This window comes from Thermus thermophilus HB8 (assembly GCF_000091545.1).
Taxonomy (GTDB): Bacteria; Deinococcota; Deinococci; order Deinococcales; family Thermaceae; genus Thermus; species Thermus thermophilus.
In genome coordinates this window covers 614,568-634,105 of the sequence record NC_006461.1, presented here as the reverse complement: position 1 = coordinate 634,105, position 19,538 = coordinate 614,568, and the positions used below count along the sequence as shown (strand labels likewise).

At 69.3% G+C, this 19,538-nt stretch carries 21 protein-coding genes and 1 pseudogene; 9 read left to right on the top strand and 13 right to left on the bottom strand.

The features are described from left to right. Positions 1-1,050, top strand: a complete 1,050-nt coding sequence (locus TTH_RS03475) for a sulfate adenylyltransferase (RefSeq protein WP_011228109.1) — start codon at positions 1-3, stop codon at positions 1,048-1,050. Here TTH_RS03475 and TTH_RS03470 read toward each other — a convergent pair. Next, on the bottom strand, positions 1,028-2,068 hold the full coding sequence (locus tag TTH_RS03470; RefSeq protein ID WP_011228108.1) for an LLM class flavin-dependent oxidoreductase: 1,041 nt from the start codon (positions 2,066-2,068) through the stop codon (positions 1,028-1,030). The genes TTH_RS03475 and TTH_RS03470 overlap by 23 nt on opposite strands. A gap of 86 nt (positions 2,069-2,154) precedes the next feature. Between TTH_RS03470 and TTH_RS03465 the strand changes: the two genes are divergently transcribed. Next, positions 2,155-3,063 (top strand): NADPH:quinone oxidoreductase family protein, encoded by a 909-nt coding sequence (locus TTH_RS03465; RefSeq protein ID WP_011228107.1) that lies wholly within the window; start codon positions 2,155-2,157, stop codon positions 3,061-3,063. Here TTH_RS03465 and ppdK read toward each other — a convergent pair. Further along, a complete protein-coding gene (gene ppdK / locus TTH_RS03460; protein WP_011228106.1) occupies positions 3,060-5,657 on the bottom strand; it encodes a pyruvate, phosphate dikinase in 2,598 nt (865 codons plus the stop codon). The two genes, TTH_RS03465 and ppdK, sit on opposite strands and share 4 nt — an antisense overlap. 67 nt (positions 5,658-5,724) lie before the next feature. Then, positions 5,725-6,201 carry a thioredoxin family protein gene (locus TTH_RS03455; protein ID WP_011228105.1) on the bottom strand — a complete coding sequence of 159 codons (477 nt, stop codon included), beginning with the start codon at positions 6,199-6,201 and terminating at the stop codon, positions 5,725-5,727. A 72-nt stretch (positions 6,202-6,273) separates the two neighbouring features. On the opposite strand from TTH_RS03455, the gene TTH_RS03450 reads away from it, so the two are divergent. Continuing rightward, positions 6,274-7,473: an MFS transporter gene (locus TTH_RS03450; RefSeq protein WP_011228104.1), complete on the top strand. Its 1,200-nt coding sequence runs from the start codon at positions 6,274-6,276 to the stop codon at positions 7,471-7,473. Here the strand turns inward: TTH_RS03450 and TTH_RS03445 are convergent. Beyond that, entirely contained in the window at positions 7,414-8,208 is a 795-nt protein-coding gene (locus tag TTH_RS03445; protein ID WP_011228103.1) for an SDR family NAD(P)-dependent oxidoreductase, read from the bottom strand. The genes TTH_RS03450 and TTH_RS03445 overlap by 60 nt on opposite strands. After that, positions 8,199-8,438, bottom strand: a complete 240-nt coding sequence (locus tag TTH_RS11770; RefSeq protein ID WP_316684968.1) for a hypothetical protein — start codon at positions 8,436-8,438, stop codon at positions 8,199-8,201. The genes TTH_RS03445 and TTH_RS11770 overlap by 10 nt, the downstream gene beginning before the upstream one ends. Before the next feature lie 9 nt (positions 8,439-8,447). Between TTH_RS11770 and TTH_RS03435 the strand changes: the two genes are divergently transcribed. After that, positions 8,448-9,350 carry an AEC family transporter gene (locus tag TTH_RS03435; protein ID WP_011228102.1) on the top strand — a complete coding sequence of 301 codons (903 nt, stop codon included), beginning with the start codon at positions 8,448-8,450 and terminating at the stop codon, positions 9,348-9,350. On the opposite strand, the gene TTH_RS03430 is transcribed toward TTH_RS03435, so the two are convergent. The 5 genes from TTH_RS03430 to TTH_RS03410 are packed head-to-tail and all read right to left on the bottom strand — an operon-like array spanning position 9,264 to position 12,806. Beyond that, the gene (locus TTH_RS03430) at positions 9,264-9,695 is read right to left on the bottom strand and encodes a hypothetical protein (protein WP_011172750.1); all 432 of its coding nucleotides are present in this window, start codon (positions 9,693-9,695) and stop codon (positions 9,264-9,266) included. The genes TTH_RS03435 and TTH_RS03430 overlap by 87 nt on opposite strands. Beyond that, positions 9,692-10,378 carry a 16S rRNA (uracil(1498)-N(3))-methyltransferase gene (locus TTH_RS03425; RefSeq protein ID WP_011228101.1) on the bottom strand — a complete coding sequence of 229 codons (687 nt, stop codon included), beginning with the start codon at positions 10,376-10,378 and terminating at the stop codon, positions 9,692-9,694. Before TTH_RS03425 ends, TTH_RS03430 begins: the two co-directional genes overlap by 4 nt. Position 10,379: 1 nt before the next feature. After that, positions 10,380-11,144: a 50S ribosomal protein L11 methyltransferase gene (locus TTH_RS03420; RefSeq protein ID WP_011228100.1), complete on the bottom strand. Its 765-nt coding sequence runs from the start codon at positions 11,142-11,144 to the stop codon at positions 10,380-10,382. 3 nt (positions 11,145-11,147) lie between these two features. Further along, positions 11,148-11,750, bottom strand: a complete 603-nt coding sequence (locus TTH_RS03415; RefSeq protein ID WP_011172747.1) for a helix-turn-helix transcriptional regulator — start codon at positions 11,748-11,750, stop codon at positions 11,148-11,150. 3 nt (positions 11,751-11,753) lie between these two features. Then, a complete protein-coding gene (locus tag TTH_RS03410) occupies positions 11,754-12,806 on the bottom strand; it encodes an Mrp/NBP35 family ATP-binding protein (RefSeq protein ID WP_011228099.1) in 1,053 nt (350 codons plus the stop codon). 73 nt (positions 12,807-12,879) lie between these two features. Here TTH_RS03410 and TTH_RS03405 point away from each other — a divergent pair, with 73 nt between their 5' ends. Further along, positions 12,880-13,476: a hypothetical protein gene (locus TTH_RS03405; RefSeq protein WP_011228098.1), complete on the top strand. Its 597-nt coding sequence runs from the start codon at positions 12,880-12,882 to the stop codon at positions 13,474-13,476. Here TTH_RS03405 and TTH_RS03400 read toward each other — a convergent pair. Continuing rightward, positions 13,473-13,967 (bottom strand): hypothetical protein, encoded by a 495-nt coding sequence (locus TTH_RS03400; protein WP_011172744.1) that lies wholly within the window; start codon positions 13,965-13,967, stop codon positions 13,473-13,475. The genes TTH_RS03405 and TTH_RS03400 overlap by 4 nt on opposite strands. Positions 13,968-13,980: 13 nt before the next feature. Beyond that, positions 13,981-14,247, bottom strand: coding sequence for a hypothetical protein (locus tag TTH_RS03395; protein WP_011228097.1), 267 nt, complete (start codon positions 14,245-14,247; stop codon positions 13,981-13,983). Positions 14,248-14,308: 61 nt separating this feature from the next. On the opposite strand from TTH_RS03395, the gene TTH_RS03390 reads away from it, so the two are divergent. Genes TTH_RS03390 through TTH_RS03375 form a run of 4 tightly spaced genes read left to right on the top strand, consistent with a single transcriptional unit; the run spans position 14,309 to position 19,190 of the window. Next, a complete protein-coding gene (locus tag TTH_RS03390) occupies positions 14,309-15,682 on the top strand; it encodes a phosphoglucomutase/phosphomannomutase family protein (protein ID WP_011172742.1) in 1,374 nt (457 codons plus the stop codon). Positions 15,683-15,687: 5 nt separating this feature from the next. Continuing rightward, positions 15,688-16,953, top strand: a complete 1,266-nt coding sequence (locus TTH_RS03385; protein ID WP_011228096.1) for a flippase — start codon at positions 15,688-15,690, stop codon at positions 16,951-16,953. Positions 16,954-17,007: 54 nt separating this feature from the next. Continuing rightward, entirely contained in the window at positions 17,008-18,075 is a 1,068-nt protein-coding gene (locus tag TTH_RS03380; protein WP_164926038.1) for a glycosyltransferase, read from the top strand. Next, positions 18,066-19,190 carry a glycosyltransferase family 4 protein gene (locus TTH_RS03375; protein WP_011228094.1) on the top strand — a complete coding sequence of 375 codons (1,125 nt, stop codon included), beginning with the start codon at positions 18,066-18,068 and terminating at the stop codon, positions 19,188-19,190. The genes TTH_RS03380 and TTH_RS03375 overlap by 10 nt, the downstream gene beginning before the upstream one ends. A gap of 26 nt (positions 19,191-19,216) precedes the next feature. Here TTH_RS03375 and TTH_RS11835 read toward each other — a convergent pair. Then, positions 19,217-19,488 (bottom strand): annotated as a pseudogene (locus TTH_RS11835) (IS982 family transposase); the annotation flags it as partial. Positions 19,489-19,538: the final 50 nt, after the last annotated feature.

Here is a 19,538-nt window from a genome sequence, read left to right as displayed (position 1 = left end):
GTGGTGGAGACCCTTCCCGCTTTGGAGATCGGCGAGGACGAGAGGCTGGACCTGGAGAACCTGGCCACGGGGGCCTTCTTCCCCGTAAAGGGCTTCATGACCCGGGAGGAGGCCCTAAGCGTGGCCCACGAGATGCGCCTCCCCACGGGGGAGGTCTGGACGATTCCCATCCTCCTCCAGTTCCGGGAAAAACCCAGGGTAGGCCCAGGGAACACCGTGGCCCTCCTCCACGGGGGCGAACGGGTCGCCCTCCTCCACGTGGCCGAGGCCTACGAGCTGGACCTCGAGGCCCTGGCCCGGGCCGTCTTCGGCACGGATAGCGAAACGCACCCCGGGGTGGCCCGCCTCTACGGCAAGGGCCCCTACGCCCTGGCGGGCCGGGTGGAGGTCCTAAAGCCCAGGCCCCGCACCCCCCTGGAGAAGACCCCGGAGGAGGTGCGGGCCTTCTTCCGGCAAAGGGGTTGGCGGAAGGTGGTGGCCTTCCAGACGCGCAACGCCCCCCACCGGGCCCACGAGTACCTCATCCGGCTCGGCCTGGAGCTTGCCGACGGGGTCCTCGTCCACCCCATCCTCGGGGCCAAGAAGCCAGACGACTTCCCCACGGAGGTCATCGTGGAGGCCTACCAGGCCCTGATCAGGGACTTCCTCCCCCAGGAGCGGGTGGCCTTTTTCGGCCTCGCCACCCCCATGCGCTACGCCGGGCCCAAGGAGGCGGTCTTCCACGCCCTGGTGCGCAAGAACTTCGGGGCCACCCACTTCCTGGTGGGCCGGGACCACGCCGGGGTGGGGGACTTCTACGACCCCTACGCCGCCCACCGGATCTTTGACCGGCTTCCTCCCTTAGGGATTGAGATCGTCAAGGTGGGGGCGGTCTTCCACTGCCCCCTCTGTGGCGGCATCGCCTCGGAGAGGACCTGCCCCGAGGGCCACCGGGAGAAGCGCACGGCCATCAGCATGACCAAGGTCCGGGCCCTCCTAAGGGAGGGAAAGGCCCCGCCTTCGGAGCTCGTCCGGCCGGAGCTTTTGCCTATCCTCCGGCGGGGGGTCTGAGGGCCCGCTCCACCCGGGGCAGGACCTCGGTGCCCAAAAGCTCAATGGCCCGGAGCACCCGGGCGTGGGGCAGGGTGCCCACGGAAAGCTGGAGGAGAAGCCTTTCCGGCCGGAAGAGTTCGTGCCAGTAGAGGACCTTCTCCGCCACCCGCTCGGGGTCGCCGATGAAGTCGGCCCCCTCGAGGGTCCTGGACCAGGCGAAGTACTCCGGGGTGAGGGGGCGCCACCCCCTTTCCCGGCCGATCTTGTTCATCACCCGGAGGAAGGCGGGAAGGGCCAGGCGGAAGGCCTCCTCGTCGTCCTCGGCGAGAAAGCCGTGGGCCGCGAGGGCGAGCCTCGGGGTGTGGCCGTGCTCCCGGGCAGTCTTGCGGTAAAGCTCCACGAAGGGGAGGAAGCGCTTGGGGCTTCCGGCGATGATGCCGAGGACCAGGGGAAGCCCGAGCCTGCCCGCCCGCACCGCCGACTCCGGGCTTCCCCCCGCCGCCACCCAGAGGGGCAGGGGGTTCTGCTTGGGCCTGGGGTAGACCCCGAGGCCGGGGATGGGCTTGGTGAACCGCCCCCCGGGCCAGAAGACCTTCTCCTCCTCCCGGATCTTGAGGAGGAGGGCGAGCTTCTCCTCAAAGAGGGCCTCGTAGTCCCTTAGCTCGTAGCCGAAGAGGGGGAAGGACTCCACGAAGGAGCCCCGGCCCACCCAAAGCTCCGCCCTTCCCCCCGAGAGGAGGTCCAGGGTGGCGAACTGCTGGAAGACGCGGATGGGGTCGTCGGAGGAGAGGACCACCACGGCGCTGGAGAGGCGGATCCTCCGGGTGCGGGCGGCGATGGCGGCGAGGACCACCGCCGGGGCCGAGACCACGTACTCCTCCCGATGGTGCTCCCCCACGGCGTAGACCCCAAGCCCCACCCTTTCCGCCAGCTCCGCCTCCTCCAGAAGGCGCCTAAGCCGCTCCTCGGCCGTGGGGGGGCGGCCGAGGTCGGGGTCCAGGGTGCGCTCGCCGAAGGTGTAGAGCCCGAGCTCCATGGCCTAAGGGTAGGCCGGGGCTTTATTTCTTAAAGTATGTGGGGCCACCCTTTCCGCCCGGGGGCACGAAAGGGTAGACTCCCCCCATGAAGGCCTGGGTGCTGAAGCGGCTTGGCGGCCCCCTAGAGCTCGTGGACCTGCCCGAGCCCGAGGCCGAGGAAGGGGAGGTGGTCCTTCGGGTGGAGGCGGTGGGCCTCAACTTCGCCGACCACCTGATGCGCCTTGGGGCCTACCTCACCCGGCTCCACCCGCCCTTCATCCCGGGGATGGAGGTGGTGGGGGTGGTGGAGGGAAGGCGCTACGCCGCCCTCGTCCCCCAAGGCGGCCTCGCCGAGCGGGTCGCCGTCCCCAAGGGGGCCCTCCTCCCCTTGCCCGAGGGCCTCTCCCCCGAGGAGGCCGCCGCCTTCCCCGTCTCCTTCCTCACCGCCTACCTGGCCCTGAAAAGGGCCCAGGCCCGGCCCGGGGAAAAGGTCCTGGTCCAGGCGGCGGCGGGGGCCTTGGGGACGGCGGCGGTCCAGGTGGCCCGGGCCATGGGCCTCCGGGTCTTGGCCGCGGCCTCGAGGCCCGAGAAGCTCGCCCTCCCCCTCGCCCTGGGGGCCGAGGAGGCCGCGACCTACGCCGAGGTGCCGGAAAGGGCCAAGGCCTGGGGCGGGCTGGACCTGGTGCTGGAGGTGCGGGGCAAGGAGGTGGAGGAAAGCCTCGGCCTCCTCGCCCACGGGGGGAGGCTCGTCTACATCGGGGCCGCCGAGGGGGAGGTGGCCCCCATCCCGCCCCTCCGCCTCATGCGCCGCAACCTGGCCGTCCTCGGCTTCTGGCTCACCCCCCTCCTGCGGGAGGGCGCCCTGGTGGAGGAGGCCCTGGGCTTCCTCCTCCCCAGGCTCGGGCGGGAGCTTAGGCCCGTGGTGGGCCCCGTCTTCCCCTTCGCCGAGGCGGAGGCCGCCTTCCGGGCCCTCCTGGACCGGGGGCACACGGGGAAGGTGGTGGTGCGGCTCTAGGCGGGCTTTAGGGCCCGGGAAAGCCCCGCCTGGGCGGCGGCGAGGCGGGCGGTGAGGACCCGGAAGGGGCTCGCCGAGGTGTAGTCCAAGAGGTCCGCCACGAAGCGGACGCTTCCCGCCTCCCCCCCGTGCTCCCCGCAGAGGCCGAGCTTGAGCCTGGGGTTCGCCTTCCTCCCCTCCTCCGCCGCCATCCTGAGAAGCCGCCCCACCCCCTTCTCGTCCAGGCGCTCCGTGGGGTCAAAGGGGAAAAGCCCCTCCTCCACGTACCGGGGCAGGAACTTCCCCGCGTCGTCCCGGGAGAGGCCGAAGGCCATCTGGGTGAGGTCGTTGGTGCCGAAGCTGAAGAAGTCCACCAAAGGGGCGATCTCGGCGGCGAGGAGGGCGGCCCGGGGGGTCTCCACCATGGTGCCGAAGGGGATGGGGCCGTACTCCCGGAAGAGCTCCTCGGCGAGGGCCCGCGCCCTTTCCACCTCCTTGGGGTCGGCCACCAGGGGGACCATGACCTCGGGCCTGGGGTCGTGCCCCGCCTCCTTGAGCTCCCTGGCCGCCTCCAGAAGGGCCCTAAGCTGCATGCGGAAGACGCCGGGCCTGAGGAGGAGGAGCCTCGCCCCCCGGAAGCCGAGCATGGGGTTCGCCTCCTTCAGGGCCTCCGCCCGCCTTAGGAGGCGCCCCGCCTCCTCGTCCCCCTCCTCGGCCCGGCGGGCGAGCGCCTCCAGGGGAGGAAGGAACTCGTGAAGCGGCGGGTCCAGGAGGCGCACCGTGACGGGGAGGCCGTCCATGGCGCGGAGGATCTCCTTGAAGTCCTCCTTCTGGAAGTGGAAGAGGCGCTCCAGGGCCAAGGCCTCCTCCTCGGGGGTCTCCGCCAGGATGAGGCGGCGCACCCAAGGGAGGCGGTCCTCCCGGAAGAACATGTGCTCCGTGCGGCATAGCCCGATCCCCTCGGCCCCGAAGGCCCTGGCCCTTTGGGCGTCCTCGGGGGTGTCGGCGTTGGCCCTGACCCCGAGGCGCCGATGGGGCTCCGCCCAGGAGAGGAGCTTCTCCAAAAGGGCCTCCCCCCCAGCCTCCACCAGGGGCACCGCCCCCAGGTACACCTCCCCCGTGCCCCCGTCCAGGGTGAGGAGGTCCCCCTCCCGGATCTCCACCCCCTCCGCCAGGGCCCGGCCCTCCCCGGGGAAGACCCTAAGGGCCTCCGCCCCCACCACCGCGGGCACCCCGAGGCCCCGGGCCACCACCGCCGCGTGGGAGGTGAGGCCGCCCCGGGCGGTGAGGATCCCCTTGGCGAGGTACATCCCGGTGATGTCCTCGGGGGTGGTCTCGGGGCGGACGAGGACGGCGGGAAGCCCCTGGGCGTGGAAGCGCTCCACGGCCTCGTTGGTGAAGGCGGCGTGGCCCACCGCGGCCCCGGGGCTTGCGGGGAGGCCCTTGAGGAGGGGCCTTGGGGCCTGGTCCCGGTCCACGCTGGGCCGGAGGAGGCCGGGGAGGGCGTTGGCCTCCACCCTCATGACCGCCTCCTCCCGGGAGATGAGCCCCTCCTCGGCCATCTCCACGGCGATCCGCACCGCCGCCTGGGCCGTGCGCTTGCCCGCGCGGGTCTGGAGGAGGAAAAGCCTTCCCCGCTCCACGGTGAACTCAAAGTCCTGCATGTCGCGGAAGTGCCGCTCCAGGCGCTCCGCCACCTGGAGGAGCTCCTCGTAGAGCCCGGGGGCGTACCCTTTAAGGCGCTCCAGGGGCTCGGGGGTGCGGACGCCCGCCACCACGTCCTCCCCCTGGGCGTTCCTCAGGTACTCCCCGTAGAGGCCCTTCTCCCCGGTGGCGGGGTTGCGGGTGAAGCCCACCCCGGTGCCCGAGTCCTCCCCCAGGTTGCCGAAGACCATGGCCTGGACCACCACCGCCGTGCCCAGGTCCTCGGGGATGCCGTAGATGCGGCGGTAGGTCCTGGCCCTGGGGTTCTGCCAGCTCCGGAATACGGCCTCAATGGCTCCCTGGAGTTGGGCCCAGGGGTCCAGGGGGAAGGGGGTGCCGCGGGCCTCGAGGTGGCGGAGGTAGCGGTAGGCGAGCTCCTCCAGGTCCTCGGGCCCAAGGGCCGCGTCCGTCCCCACCCCCCTCTCCGCCTTGAGGGCGGAGAGCATCCCCTCAAAGACCTCGGGCCCCTCCCCCAAGACCACCTCCCCGTACATGGCGAGGAGCCTGCGGAGGCTGTCCCAGGCGAAGCGGGGGTTGCCCGTGGCCCGGGCCAGGGCCTCCACCCCCTCCAGGGTGAGGCCGAGGTTGAGGACGGTGTCCATCATCCCGGGCATGGAAACCGGGGCCCCGCTCCGCACGGAAACGAGGAGGGGAGGGGCCTTCCCCTCCCCCCGGCCAAAGCGCTTGCCCGTTAGGCCCTCTAGGGCCGCCATCCCCGCCCGCACCTCCCCCCATAGCCCCGGCACCTCCCCCGCCTTCAGGTACTGGCGGCAGGCCTCCGTGGTGACGATGAAGGCCGGGGGGACGGGCAGGCCCGCCGCCGCCATCTCCGCAAGGCCGTGGCCCTTGCCGCCCAAGAGGTCCCGGGAAAGCCCCCGGGCCTCGGAGAGCAAGTAGACGCGCTTCGCCATGCCTCCACTCTGGCCCCGCCCGTGGAAGCGTGGAAGCGTGTAGCCCGAGGAGAGCTACACCGTTCGCCTAAGGGGAAAGGAGGGCCCGCCACTCGGCGAGCATGGCCTCGGCGAACCGGGAGAAGGCCTCGTGGTAGGCGAGGAGGAGGGCCTTCGGGGATAGCCCCTCCGCCTTCTTCTCCCGCAGGAAGGCGCGGGCCACCTCGGGGGGCCCGTGCCAGCGGGCGAGCTCCCCATAGGCCCCGTCCAGGAAGACCACGGTGGGGACGATGCGCTTCCCCTCCTTGGCGTAGGCCTCGGCGAGGTCGGGGTTCTCGTCCCGGAAGAAGAAGCGGACCTCGAGGGGAAGCCGGGCGAGAACGGGGATGGCCTGGACGGAGTCCGGGCACCAGTCCTCCACCAGGGCGAGGGCCCTTTGGGCCTTGGGAAGGGGTGGGAGGGGAGGAAGCCCCGCGTAGAAGGCCTCCACCCGGTCCCGGTTCCTCCAGAGGCGGGGAAGGAGCCCCTCGTAGGTGAGCCCCTCCAGGTAGCGGGCCTCGAGCATGGCCCCATCCTCCCAGGCCCAAGGGAAAGGCGCAAGGAGGCCCCTCACCCTCAAGGGGCTAGACTGGCCCCTATGGACCGGAGGCTTCTCGCCCTCCTCTCCGGGGTCCTCCTCGGCACGGTGAGCGAAAGCAGCCTGGCCCCGGCCCTCCCCGTCCTGGAGCGGGCCTTCGCCGTGGGGCCGGAGGCGGCCCAGGGGGTGGTCTCCCTGGGGCTTTTGGGGGCGGCCCTGGCCTACCTCCCCCTGGCGGGCCTCGCCGGGCGGGTGGGGGCGGGAAGGCTCTTCCGAACCGGGCTTTTCCTCCACGCCCTCTCGGCCCTCCTCCTCGCCCTGGCCCCAAGCCTCTGGGCCCTCTACCTCCTCCGCCTCCTCCAGGGGGTGGCCACGGCCATGGTGGTGGGCCTGGTGCCGGGCCTAGCGGCGAGCGCCTTCCCCGAGGCCCGGGGCTACGCCCTGGGGATGGTGGCGAGCACCGTGGCCGCGGGCACCCTCCTGGGCCCGGCCCTCGGGGGGCTCGCCGCAGGGTGGGGGCTTCCCTACGTCTTCCTCCTCCCCCTCCCCGCGGCCCTCCTCGCCCTCCTCCTCTCGGGAAACCTCCCCGAGCTCCCCAGGCAGGAGGGCACCCTCCCAAGCCTCCTCCGGGCGCCCGGGTTCCTCCCCGCCCTCCTCGCCACCGGCCTCTACTTCCTCCACACCCTGGGGACCACCGTGGCCCTCGCCTTCCACCTGGGGAAGGAGGGCTTCTCCCCCGGGGCCATCGGGGGCCTCCTCCTCCTCGGGCCCTTGGAGTTCCTCTTCCTCGGGGCCTGGGCGGGGCGGAGGGCGGACCGGATGGGCTACAACCGGGTGGCCCTCCTCGGGGCCTACCTCCTCGTGGCCGCGGGCCTCGCCTTCGCCCTCCTCCCCCTCCTCCACCCCCTTTGGGGAAGCGCCCTCGCCCTCCTCCTCCTCGGGGTGGGGCGGGCCCTCTTCCAGGCGGCGAACAACGCCCTCGTCCTCTCCCTCGCCCCAAAGGGTACGGAGGGCCTCGCCTCGGGGGCCCTCTCCGTGGCCCGCGCCCTGGGCCAGGCCCTGGGAAGCGCCCTCGCCGGGGGGAGCCTCGGGCTTTTCTACCGCCTCTTTCCCAGCCACGGCCTGGCCTTCGCCGCCACGGCGCTTCTCCTCACGGCCTTCATGGGGCTTGCCGCTTTCCTCGTCCGGAGCCGGGAAGGGTCAGGTGAGGAGGTGGGCCATGCGCCGCTGGACGATCCGGGCGGCGAGGGCGGGGCTTAAGCGATAGAGGAGGTCCATGGTCTGGGCGTCCCGGCCCAGGAGCACTCGGAAGGCGTCCCGTTCCACGGCGTCCAGGAGGCGCTTGGCCGCCACCTCGGGCTCGAGGACGGGCACCTTCGCCCCTTCCGCCCTCGGGGCTTCCACCCCCGAGTGCTCGGCGATCCCCGTGCGCATGGCCCCGGGCAGGACCAGGGTGACGCGTACCGGGGTCCCCTGGAGTTCGGCCCAGAGGGCCTCGGTGAGGAGCATCACCGCCGCCTTAGAGGCCCCGTAAAGGGCCTGCCCCGGCACGGGCACGAAGGCCCCCATGCTGGAGACGTTCACCAGGTGGGCCTCGGGGCGCTTGAGGAGCCTGGGCAGAAAAGCCCGGGTCATGTGGAGGGTACCCCAGAAGTTCACCCGCATCACGCGCTCCATGGCCGCCTCGTCCAGGTCCAAGAGGCGCTTAAAGGGCTGGATGATCCCGGCGTTGTTGATGAGGCCGTCCACCTGGCCGTGGACCCGTTCCACCTCCTCGGGCAGGGCGGCCACCTTCTCCTTGTCGGTGATGTCCAGGGGGTGGAGGCTTAAGCCCTCCCCTAGGCTTCCCGCCTTGGCCATGGTTTCTTGGAGGCCCTCCGACCTTAGGTCCACCGCCGCCACCCTCGCCCCCCGCCTTAAAAGCTCCAAGGCCAGGGCCTGGCCCAGGCCGCTCCCCGCGCCGGTGACCACCACTACTTTTCCCGCTAGGCGCATGGCCTCAGTCTACGCCACCCTTCCGCCCCAGGGCCTCGAGGGCAGGCCAAGCGCCCACCCCCTGTGCTTGAGCCGGAGCTTGGGGGGCTCCACCCCAACCAGCTTGCCCAGGGCCAAGGCCTCGCCAGGAAGCTCCCCCCGGGGAGGGCGAGGACCTGCCGCCTCGGGGCCTCTGCCCCCTTAAGGAGCACCTCCCGGATGGCCTCGGCGAGGGCGAGGTGGCTCGGCATGCCCTTAGAATGCCCCGCATGGAGGCCCTCTTCAACACCGTGGTCCCCGTGGCCCTGGTGGTCCTCTCCGGCTACCTCCTGGGGAGGCGGCTGGAGATGGACCTCTCCACCCTAAGCCGCCTCACCCTCTACGCCCTGGTGCCCGCCCTCATCCTGGACAGCATGTACCGGGCGGAGTACACCCTGGAGGGGGTGTGGGGCCTCGTCCTGGGGTTTTCCCTCACCTACGCCCTCCTCTTCCTCCTCGTCCAGGGGGCGGGGAAGCTCTTTGGCCTCTCCCGGGAAACCACCAAGACCCTCCTCGTCTGCGGCCTCTTCCCCAACTCCGGCAACATGGGCCTCTCCCTGGTCTACTTCGCCCTCGGGGAGGAGGGCCTGAGGCGGGCCGTGGTCTACTTCCTCCTCTCCAGCGCCCTGATGTTCGGCCTCGGGCCCGCCTTCATCCGGGGAGGGGGCCTGAAGGAAGGCCTCCTCTTCACCCTGCGCCTCCCCCTCTTCTACGCCCTCTTCCTGGGCCTCCTCCTCAAGGCCCTGGGCCTAAGCCTCCCCTTCCGGCTGGAGGAGGGGGTGCGGCTCATGGGCCAGGCGGCCATCCCCGTCCTCCTCCTCACCCTGGGGATGCAGATGGGAAAGACCCGGTTCCACCTCGGCCCCTTTGAGGGGGCGGCGAGCGCCCTGAGGCTCCTCCTCGCCCCCCTCGTGGCCTACGGGGTGGGGGCCCTCCTCGGCCTTCCCCGGCTGGAGCACCAGGTCCTCGTCCTCCAGTCCGCCACCCCGGTGGCGGTGAACGCCTTCCTCCTCACCCGGGAGTTCGGAGGGGACGCCCTAAGGGTGGCCCGGAGCGTGGTGGTCTCCACCTTCTTGGCCTTCCTCACCGTCCCCCTGGTCCTCTACCTCCTCGGGGTCCGGTAGGGAGGGACTGCCCAGGTCCAGCTGGAAGAGGGGCCTTCCCTCCCAGAGGCCCACCAGGCGGTGGTACCCGCTTCCCAAGGGAAAGCGGGCCTCGTGGGCCCCGGGGCCCTCCAGGAAGAGGGCCTTTTCCTGGAGGAGGGCCTCTTCCCGGAACCACTTGAGGTGGAGGTAGCCGGGGCGGGGCAGGCGCTCCACCTTGAGGAGGAGCCTGGCCTCCTTCCCCTCCGGGAGAAGCCGCGCCACCACGAAGGGCCGCTCCGGGGGAGGGGGCTTCCCGGGGTCCAGGGGCAGGAAGGTGTAGCGGCAGGCGGCGAGGAGGGGGAGGAGGAGAAGGAGAAGCCTCACCTTCCCTCCCCGGCGGTGCAGAGGGCGAGGAGGGCGAGGGCGGCGGTCTCCGCCCGGAGGATGCGCCGCCCCAGGCTCACGGGGGTGAAGCCCCGGGCCTCCAAGAGGGCCACCTCCTCCTCGGCGAACCCCCCTTCCGGCCCCACGGCGAGGGCGAGGGGCTTTTCCGGGTCCAGGACCTCCCGCACCCGGGCGGTGGCCCCCACATGGGCCACGAGGCCCTGGGCCACCTGGGGGACCGCCTTCAGGGGGATGGGGGGGAGGACCTCGGGGACCACCACCCGCCCCGACTGCTTCGCCGCCTCGAGGGCCACCGCTCTAAGCCGCCTGAGCTTCCCCTCCCCCATCTCCTTGGGGACGGAGTGGCGGGTGACGAGGGGCTGGATCCGGGTGGCCCCAAGCTCCGTGGCGGCGCGCACCACCTCGGCGAGCTTGTCCCCCTTGAGGAGGGCCACGTAGAGGACCACCTCCACCCCCACCTCCCTCTCGGGCCTCCGCTCCTCCAGGACGCGGTAGCGCAAGGGGGGGCCCAGGTCCACCACCTCGGCCAGGGCCTCCCGCTCCCCGTCAAAGACGGTGAACCGGTCCCCCACCCGGGCCCTCAGGACCTCCACCAGGTGCCGGGTCTCCCGCAAGGGGAGGACCCCCGTGAGGCCGGGGCTAAAGGCGCGGTGGGGCCGCACGCTACCTCCCGTAGGCGAGGAGGACCCACTCCCCCTCGGCCGCCTCCTCCAGAGGCCTGAACCCCGCCCCCGCCATGGCCTCGCGCACCAGGGGGGCCCGGTCCTTGAGGATCCCCGTGAGGAGGGCCCGCCCCCCGGGGACGAGGGCCTCCCGGTAGCGGGGGGCGAGGGCGGCGTGGAGCTCGGCGTAGAGGTTCGCCACCAGGAGGTCAAAGGGGCCGAAGGGGAGGGCGGCCTCGAGGCTTCCCTCCAAAAAGCGGGGGCGCACCCCGTTCCGCTTGGCGTTCGCCTCCGCCTGGGGGAGGACCATTGGGTCAATGTCCACCCCCAGGGCCTTCCCCCCGAGCTTCTCGGCGGCGATGGCGAGGACGCCGCTTCCCGTGCCCAGGTCCAGGACCTTGTCCCCGGGGCGGAGGTGGCGGGCGAGGGCCTTTAGGGCCAGGCGGGTGGTCTCGTGGTGCCCGGTGCCGAAGGCCATGCCGGGCTCAATGACCAAGGGGATCTCCGCCCCCTCCCAGGTGTGCCAGGGGGCGAGGACCACGAAGGGCGGGGCCAGGGCGGGCTTAAGGTCGCGCCGCCAGGCCTCGAGCCAGTCCTCGTCGCCCACCTCCTCCCACACTCCCTCGTAGGGGAGGTCCACGGGGGCGGGGAAGAAGGCCCAGACCTCCCCCTCCCGCTCCCAAAGCCCCCGCGCCCCCCCGTCAAAGAGCCCGGGGAGGATGGGGTCCAAGGCCTCGAGGGTGCCCTTAAGCCGGTAAACCCACACGCCTCAGGATACCGGCTTCACCCGGTAGCGGCAGCACCTCCCCCCCTCGGCGATCCGCTCCTCCCGCGCCAGGGGGAGGCCCAAGGCCTCCTCGTAGGCCAGAAGCTCGCTTTCGCACAGGGCCTCGTGCTCCTTGGAGAGGGCGAGCTTGGGACATCGGCGCTGGCAGAGGTAGAGGGCCCCCTCCTCTTCCACCACCTCCGCCTCGTACCCCCTTTCCCGCAGGAAGGCCGCGAGGCGCTCAAGCCGCGCCCGCACGGGAAGCCCCTCGAGGCCCAAGGGGGCGAGGAGGGCCCGGTTCCGCTCCAACAGGACCCGCACCACCCCCTCCCGCCCCAAGGCGGCCTCCAGGCCCTTGAGGACGTCCCCGCAGAGGGCGGCGTAGGGGGCCTCGGGGTCCAAGGCCCGCCAGACCCGGTAGGGCCGCCCCCGCCCGGGGCATTTCCGCACCTCCGAGGCGGCGAGGCCCCGCTCCTCCAGGTCCTGGAGGTGCTTCTGGGCGGCGGTGCGGCTCACCCCCAAGGCTTCCGCCACCTCCTTGGCGGTGCGGGGCCTGGCCCTAAGGAGCTCCAGAACCCGTTCCTTGGTGCCTTCCAGGAGGACCATGGTTCAGGCCATGGGGAGGGGGAGGAAGGTCTGCACGCTCAAGGCGGCGGCGAGCTCCCGGGCCGCCTTCAGGAAGGCCTGGGCCTCGAGGCCCTCGGGGTCCTGCGCCAGGACGGGCACGCCCCGGTCCCCGCTCTCCCGCAAGGCCAGGGTGAGGGGGATCTCCCCCAGGAAGCGGGTCTTGAGCCTCTCCGCCAGGCGCCTCCCGCCCCCCTCCCCGAAGATGGGGGTGGGCTTGCCGCAGTGGGGGCAGAGGAAGGCGCTCATGTTCTCCAGGACGCCGAGGACCGGGACCTGGAGCTTCCGGAACATGTCCGCCGCCCGCTCGGCGTCAATGAGGGCCACCTCCTGGGGCGTGGTGACGATGACCCCGCCCGAGACCTGGGTGAGCTGGGAAAGGCTGAGCTGCACGTCCCCCGTCCCCGGGGGAAGGTCCACCACCAGGTAGTCCAGCTCCCCCCAGTTCACGTCCTGCAGGAACTGCTTCAGGGTGCCGTGGAGGATGGGCCCCCGCCAGGCCAGGGCCTGCCCCGGGGGGACGATGTTGGCGATGGAGAGGACCTTGATCCCGTGGGCCTCCAAGGGGAGGATCCTGCGGTCCTGGTCCACCTTGAGGCGCATGCCCTCGAGGCCGAACATCTTCGCCTGGCTCGGCCCGTAGAGGTCGGCGTCCAAAAGGCCCACCTTGGCCCCTTCCCGGCTTAAGGCCAGGGCCAGGTTGGCGGCCACGGTGCTCTTCCCCACCCCGCCCTTGCCCGAGGCCACGGCCACCACGTGCTTGACCCCGGGGAGGGCGTAGCGCTCAGGGGGGCGCACGCCCCCGCCGAAGCGCACCCGGACCTCCTCCGCCCCCAAGGGGGCGAGGGCCCGCCGGATGTCCGCCTCAATCTGCCCCTTGAGGGGGCAGGCCGGGGTGGTGAGGTTCACCAGGAGGTCCACCCGCCCCCCCTCCACCCGGACCTCGTCCACCATGCCCAAGGAGACGAGGTCCTTGCCGAGCTCGGGGTCCATCACGGTGCGCAGGGCCTCGAGGACCCGCTCTTCCGTAAGCGCCATACCGGGCCTAGAGTATACCCCAGGATAGTTTTGGGCAAGGGCGAAAGGCACAAAGGCCGGGTATACTCGTCTCGTGTACCCCGAGTGGCGCAAGCGGCGCTTCTTTGAGCTCCACCTCGCCTGGCTCGTCCAGGGGCCTAAGGGCTACGACCTCCTCTTCAAGATCAACCCCTATAGCCTCTACGCCACCCGGGAGGAGGCCCTGGAGGCCGCCCGGGCCCTTGTGGAGAAGGGGCGCCTGGACCAGGACGAGCGGGTGGGCCGGAACAAGGCCCCCGTCCTCCTCTCCGAGGAGGACAAGGCCCGCTTCCTCCTCCTCCTGGAGCGGGGCAAGGCCCTCCTCCCTCTGGACCGGTACGCCCTATTGGGAGAGGTGGCGGAGGTGGAGGAGCGCCTCCTCTTCCGCGCCCCCTTCGCCGACCCCAAGAACGCCCTGAAAAGCCTCGAGGGGAAGCGGGTGCGCCTCCACGCCACCCCCCTCAACGACCCCGAGGCGGAAAGCACCCTCCTCGCCGAGGGGCCCCTGGCCGTGGACGGGGAGGGGATCGCCGTGGGGAGCTTCCGCCTTTCCGTCCCCCCGGAAACCCCCATAGAGGGCCTCGCCCTGGAGGAGGCCTTCTTCGTCCTGGGGGAGACCCGCTACTACCTGTACAGCCTCGAGGCCGCCTAAGGCCTCCAGCCGGAAGGCGCCGCCCGGTAAGGGGGCGAGGCGCCCCGGGCCACCTCCACCCGGAAGAGGCGGCTTAGGGTGAGGCTTCCCCCCGTGGCCCGGACCCGCCCAAGGCCCTCCTCGAGGAGGGCCCCAAGCTCCAGGAGGAAGCGGTCCTGCCGCGCCTTCTCCACGGGGAGGGCCCCGAAGGTGAAGCAGGCGGGGTTGTCCGCCTTGGGGCAGTGGGGCGCAAGCCAGAGCACCCCGCCCCGGAAGTACACCCGCCACCCCCCGAGGTCCACCCGGTACCCCGCCCGCAGGTGGTCCCGGTACTGCTCGGAAAGCCTGCGCCAAAGCTCCTGGGCCTCCTTTGTCCTGGGGCTTAGGGTGTAGCGCCAGGCCGAGGCTCCTTGGGCGGTGAAGCTTTGGCTCTGGCTAAGCCGCCAATCCTGGGCCAGTACCAGCCCACAAAGGGCTAGGGCGAGAACCAACCAGCGGGTCATCGGACCCATTTTACCTAACCCCTTAGCGCAGCAGGGAAAGGGGGGCCAGGGCCACCCCGATGAGGGTGAAGCCCTCCAGCTCGGACCGGACCCACTGGATCTGGCCCTCCAGCTTGGCCTCCGCCTGTTGGATGCGGGCTTCCAGCCGGGCCGCCACGCCCTGCATCTCCTCCCGTAGCCCGTCAATGCGCCGGGAGAGGTCCTGAACCAAGGGCGGGAGCACCCGCACCGTGGTCTCCACGATCCCCTCCAGCTTCTCCAGGCGTTCCAGCAGGTGGTCCTCGGGCACGCTTTTATGCTACTTCACCCTCACCCCCCGTGGGGAGAGGATGTGCTATGCTTCCATGGAGATGAGCGCGCCCATCCGCTTCGGCACCGAAGGCTTCCGCGGGGTCATCGCCCGGGAGTTCACCTTCGCCACCCTCCACCGCCTGGCCGAGGCCTACGGCCGCCACCTCCTGGAGCGGGGCGGCGGGCTCGTGGTGGTGGGGCACGACACCCGCTTCCTTGCGGACGCCTTCGCCCGGGCCCTTTCGGGCCACCTCGCGGGGATGGGCCTGAAAGTGGTCCTCCTAAAGGGCCCCGTCCCCACCCCCCTCCTCTCCTTCGCCGTGCGCCACCTTAAGGCGGCGGGCGGGGCCATGCTCACCGCGAGCCACAACCCGCCCCAGTACCTCGGGGTGAAGTTCAAGGACGCCACCGGGGGGCCCATCGCCCAGGAGGAGGCCAAGGCCATCGAGGCCCTGGTCCCCGAGGAGGCCCGGGCCCTGGAGGGGGCCTACGAGACCCTGGACCTGCGGGAGGCCTACTTTGAGGCCCTAAAGGCCCACCTGGACCTGAAGGCCCTCTCCGGCTTTTCCGGCGTCCTCTACCACGACAGCATGGGCGGGGCGGGGGCAGGCTTCCTCAAGGGCTTCCTCCGCCACGTGGGCCTGGAGATCCCCGTAAGGCCCATCCGGGAGGAGCCCCACCCCCTCTTCCACGGGGTGAACCCCGAGCCCATCCCCAAGAACCTGGGGGTGACCCTGGCGGTGCTGGGCCCCGAGACCCCCCCGAGCTTCGCCGTGGCCACGGACGGGGACGCGGACCGGGTGGGGGTGGTCCTCCCCGGCGGGGTCTTCTTCAACCCCCACCAGGTCCTCACCACCCTGGCCCTCTACCGCTTCCGCAAGGGCCATAGGGGCCGGGCGGTGAAGAACTTCGCCGTGACCTGGCTTTTGGACCGCCTGGGGGAACGGCTCGGCTTCGGGGTCACCACCACCCCGGTGGGCTTCAAGTGGATCAAGGAGGAGTTCCTCAAAGGGGACTGCTTCATCGGCGGGGAGGAGTCCGGGGGCGTGGGGTACCCCGAGCACCTTCCCGAGCGGGACGGGATCCTCACAAGCCTCCTTCTCCTGGAGAGCGTGGCCGCCACGGGGAAGGACCTGGCCGAGCAGTTCAAGGAGGTGGAGGCCCTCACGGGCCTCACCCACGCCTACGACCGCCTGGACCTTCCCTTAAAGGCCCCCCTGGACCTCACCCCCTTCCGCGAACCCCGCCCCCTGGCCGGCCTCACCCCCAAGGGGGTGGACACCCTGGACGGGGTGAAGTGGCTCTATGAAGAGGCCTGGGTCCTCTTCCGGGCCTCGGGCACGGAGCCCGTGGTGCGGATCTACGTGGAGGCCCAAAGCCCCGAGCTCGTCCGGGCGCTTCTGGAGGAGGCGCGGAAGCTCGTGGAGGGCTAGCGTCCGTGGGCCTCACCCCTCGCCTCTGGGCCAAGGTGGGAAGGGCGTGGCGGAGCCCCACCCTGCGCAACCTCTTTTACCTCTACGCTGTCCAGGCGGCCAACTACCTTTTCCCCCTCGTCACGTTGCCCTACTTGGCCCGCGTCCTGGGACCCGAGGGGTTTGGCAAGCTCGCCCTGGCCCAGGCCTTGGTCCTTTACCTCTACGCTTTCTTGGAGTACGGCTACCAGTTTACCGCCACCCGTGAGGTGGCCAGAAACCGGGAGGACCGAGCCGAGCTCGGTAAGATCGCGGCTGGCGTCCTCCACGCACGCCTTCTCCTTCTTCTCCCCCTTCTTCCCCTCGGGATCGGGCTGGGGTGGGCGATCCCCCTACTTCGGGGGGACTTTTCCTTGACCGTAGGGGCGCTCCTTGCCGCCATAGGGCAGGGCTTCAGCCCCCTCTGGTTCTTTCAGGGGCTGGAGCAGATGGGTAGGGTGGCCTTGTTGGAAGTCCTCGTGCGGGGAGCCACGACCTTGGGCGTGTTTCTGCTGGTCCGAAGCCCCGGGGACGTGGCCGTACCCATCTATCTCCAGGCCGCTTCCTACTGGCTCACGGCCCTCCTGGGCCTGAGCTGGCTCCGTGCCGAGGTGGTATGGCCCGGGCTTAGCGGAGGAGGGGCTTGGCTTCGCAAGGGGGTCACGTTTTTCGTGTACAACCTGGCCACACTCCTCTACACCAGCCTCAACGTGACCTTGGTGAGCCTGGTGCTCCCGGCGGCCCAGGTAGGCCAGTACGCCGGGGCGGAGCGGCTGGTGCGGCCTTTGGTGAACATGTGGTCGCCCATCACCCGTCTTTTCTTTCCCCGCCTAAGCTTCGCCTTCGCCCAGGGTAAACCCGAAGCCCGGCGCTGGCTCTGGCAAGCCTTTTTGCTTACGCTGGGAGTGGGAGTGGTGCTGGGAGCAAGCCTGTTCCTCTCGGCCCCCATTTTAGTGTCCTGGTTCTTGGGCGCTGGTTATGAAATGGCCGTTCCCATCGTAAAAGTGCTTTCTCTGTTTCTAGTCCTGAGTGCCCTTTCCAGCTTCGTGGGGATCCAACTCCTTCTGCCCATGGGTCTGGACCGCCCCTTCCTGGTCATTGCCCTTTCGGCGGGCTTGCTAAACGTGGCCCTGGCCCTCTGGGCCCTTCCCCGGTGGGGGGTGCTGGCCATGCCATGGGTGGCGGTGGTGGCGGAGGGCTGGGTAAGCCTAGGGATGCTCGGGGCTTGGCTCCTTCTTAAGTCTAGGAGGTAGAAGTCTATGCGTCCGGACGTAGCCTTTGCTCTCCCGGCGCTGGCTGGGGGAGGGGTGGAGCGGGTGTACCTGGACCTGGCTGGGGCCATGGTGAAGGAGGGACTTAGGGTGGACTTCGTCTTGGCCAGGGCCGAAGGGCCCCTTTTAGCGCAACTCCCTCAGGGGGTCCGCCTTTGGGACCTAGGGGTGCCTCGGCGGCTACGCCTGCTTAGGGCGTACACCCCCCTAGGGGTCTACTTGGCCCAAGCCAGGCCTAGGGTAGTCCTCCCTGTTTGGGACTACCTGGACTGGGTTCCTCTCCAGGCCGCCTGGCGGTCAAGGACGCCTTTTCTCTGGGTTTTGCACAACGCCCCTGCCTACCTCAAGGACGTTCCCAACCCAGTCAAAAGGCATACCGCCCTGTGGGCTGCTAGACAAACCCTAAAGCGGGCGGTGAACCACCCCCTGGGTCGGGTAGGAGCGGTCTCCAGGGGTGTGGCCCAAGCCTTCGCCCGCTTCGGTGGAGTTCCCGAGGAGAGGATATGCGTCTTACCCAATCCGATCCACGTAGACCGCGTGCGACGGCTCTCTCATGAAAACGTGCCTCTACCTGCAACGCCTTACTTCTTGGCGCTAGGCCGCCTGCATCCTCAAAAAGGCTTTTCACTTCTCTTAGAGGCCTTCTCCATTTTTGCCAAGCACCATCCAGATGTGCACCTGCTTATCCTGGGGGAAGGCCCAGAGAGACCCCGACTAGAAAAACTTGCTCACACCTTGGGGCTGACAAGCCGCGTGGCCTTTCTCGGATTTGTGGTCAACCCGTATCCTTACCTTCGGGGGGCGAAGGCCTTGGTGATTACCAGTCGGTACGAAGGGTTTTCCATGGTGGCCCTCGAGGCCCTCGCCCTGAGGGTTCCCGTGGTGGCCGTCGAGAGCGAGGGGGGCTTGCTTGAAGCCTTGGGGGATGGCCGTTTCGGTATCGTTACCCCTCGCTCGCCCCAGGCTTTAGCCCACGCAATGGAGAGGGTGCTTTCCGATGGCTTTGCGTGGGACGAAACCGCCCTCAAAGACCATTTGAACCAGTATTCCCCAGAAGCGGCGCTTAGGAGCTATATGAGCGTTCTGGAGGAGATATGGCGATAAAATCGGTGCTCTTTTTGCGCTCTAACCCAGTAGCACCCGACCCCCGGGTAGCCAAGGAAGCCCAGGCACTCGCAGACGCAGGGTACAAGGTCGGGGTTGTGGCGTGGGACCGAACGGGCGAGTTACCAAAGGTGGAGGAAACGCCCTTTGGCTTAGTGGAGCGTCTGCCCATAAAGGGATCTTTCAGGTCAGGGTTGGCCAATCTGCTTCCATTGGTTCGCTTTAACCTAGCGTTACTTTGGCACCTAATAAAGCGGCGATCTACTTACGATGCTATCCATGCTTGCGACTTTGACACAGTATTACCTGCTTTGGTGGCAGCAAAGCTTTTGGGCAAAAAGGTGGTTTACGATGTTTTTGACTTCTATGCCGACATGCTTCGCGCCACCCCGGGGTGGATTAAGTCCATCATCAAAAAGGTGGATTTAAGGCTCATGGGATGGGTGGATGCCGTCATCTTGGCAGACGAAAGCAGGGTGAAGCAGATCCAAGGGGCTCGCCCCAAGCGCCTGACTTTCATCTACAATAGTCCTCCCATAGAAGATCCTTTTCCTCTGCCGCCGGCACCTCCTCCTCTCCGCATAGCCTACGTGGGGTTGTTGCAGAAGGAGAGGGGAATCCTGCAAGTGATAGAACTGCTACGCCGCCACCCGGAGTGGGAGCTGGACCTTGGCGGCTTTGGAGGGGATGAAGAGGAGATCCGAAGGGCAGTAGCGGATCTACCTAACGTTCGCTATCACGGTCGGGTTCCTTACGAAAAGGCGCTAGAGCTCATGAGCAATGCTCATCTGCTTTTCGCTACCTACGATCCGTCCATCCCCAACCATCGGTACTCCAGCGCCAACAAGCTTTTTGAAGCAATGGCTATAGGGAGGCCCATCGTGGTAGCCAGGGATACAGGAATGGATCAACTGGTCCAGCAGTACGCCTTGGGTTTCGTAGTCGAGTATGGAAACCTGGCGGCTCTAGAAGACGCTTTTGCCCGGGTAGCAAGCTGGGATCTCCAACGCTTTGAGGAGTTTTCCCAAAAAGCCCAGGAGGTGTACGTAACCCGTTTTGCTTGGCGGATAATGAAGGAAAGATTGATCGCCTTGTACCGTAAACTTGAAGAGTAGTGGCTGAAGCGTTAGCGTTAGGGAGGAAGAAAAGCGAGGTCGTGCCAGCTCCCCGGGGTCAAGTTCACCTCGTGGACAAACTTCCCGTCATCCACCAGAAGGTGGGGCTTGAGGCCGTGGAGGTAGACCCGCTTGCTGGGGATGAAGCCGCGGTAGGCCCTGTCGGGAAAAGGCGGGAGCGGGGGGCGCAGATGTCCTCGCAGGCGGGAAGGGGGAAAGTGTCCAACGCATGGGTCCAGGCCTGGCGGAGGTGCTTCCAAACCTGGGCCAGGAGGTGGAGGAGGGCAAAAGGAAGGATAGGTAGAGGGCATGGTTGGTAAGCGCCTCGAGGCCATCTACCAGGAGGTT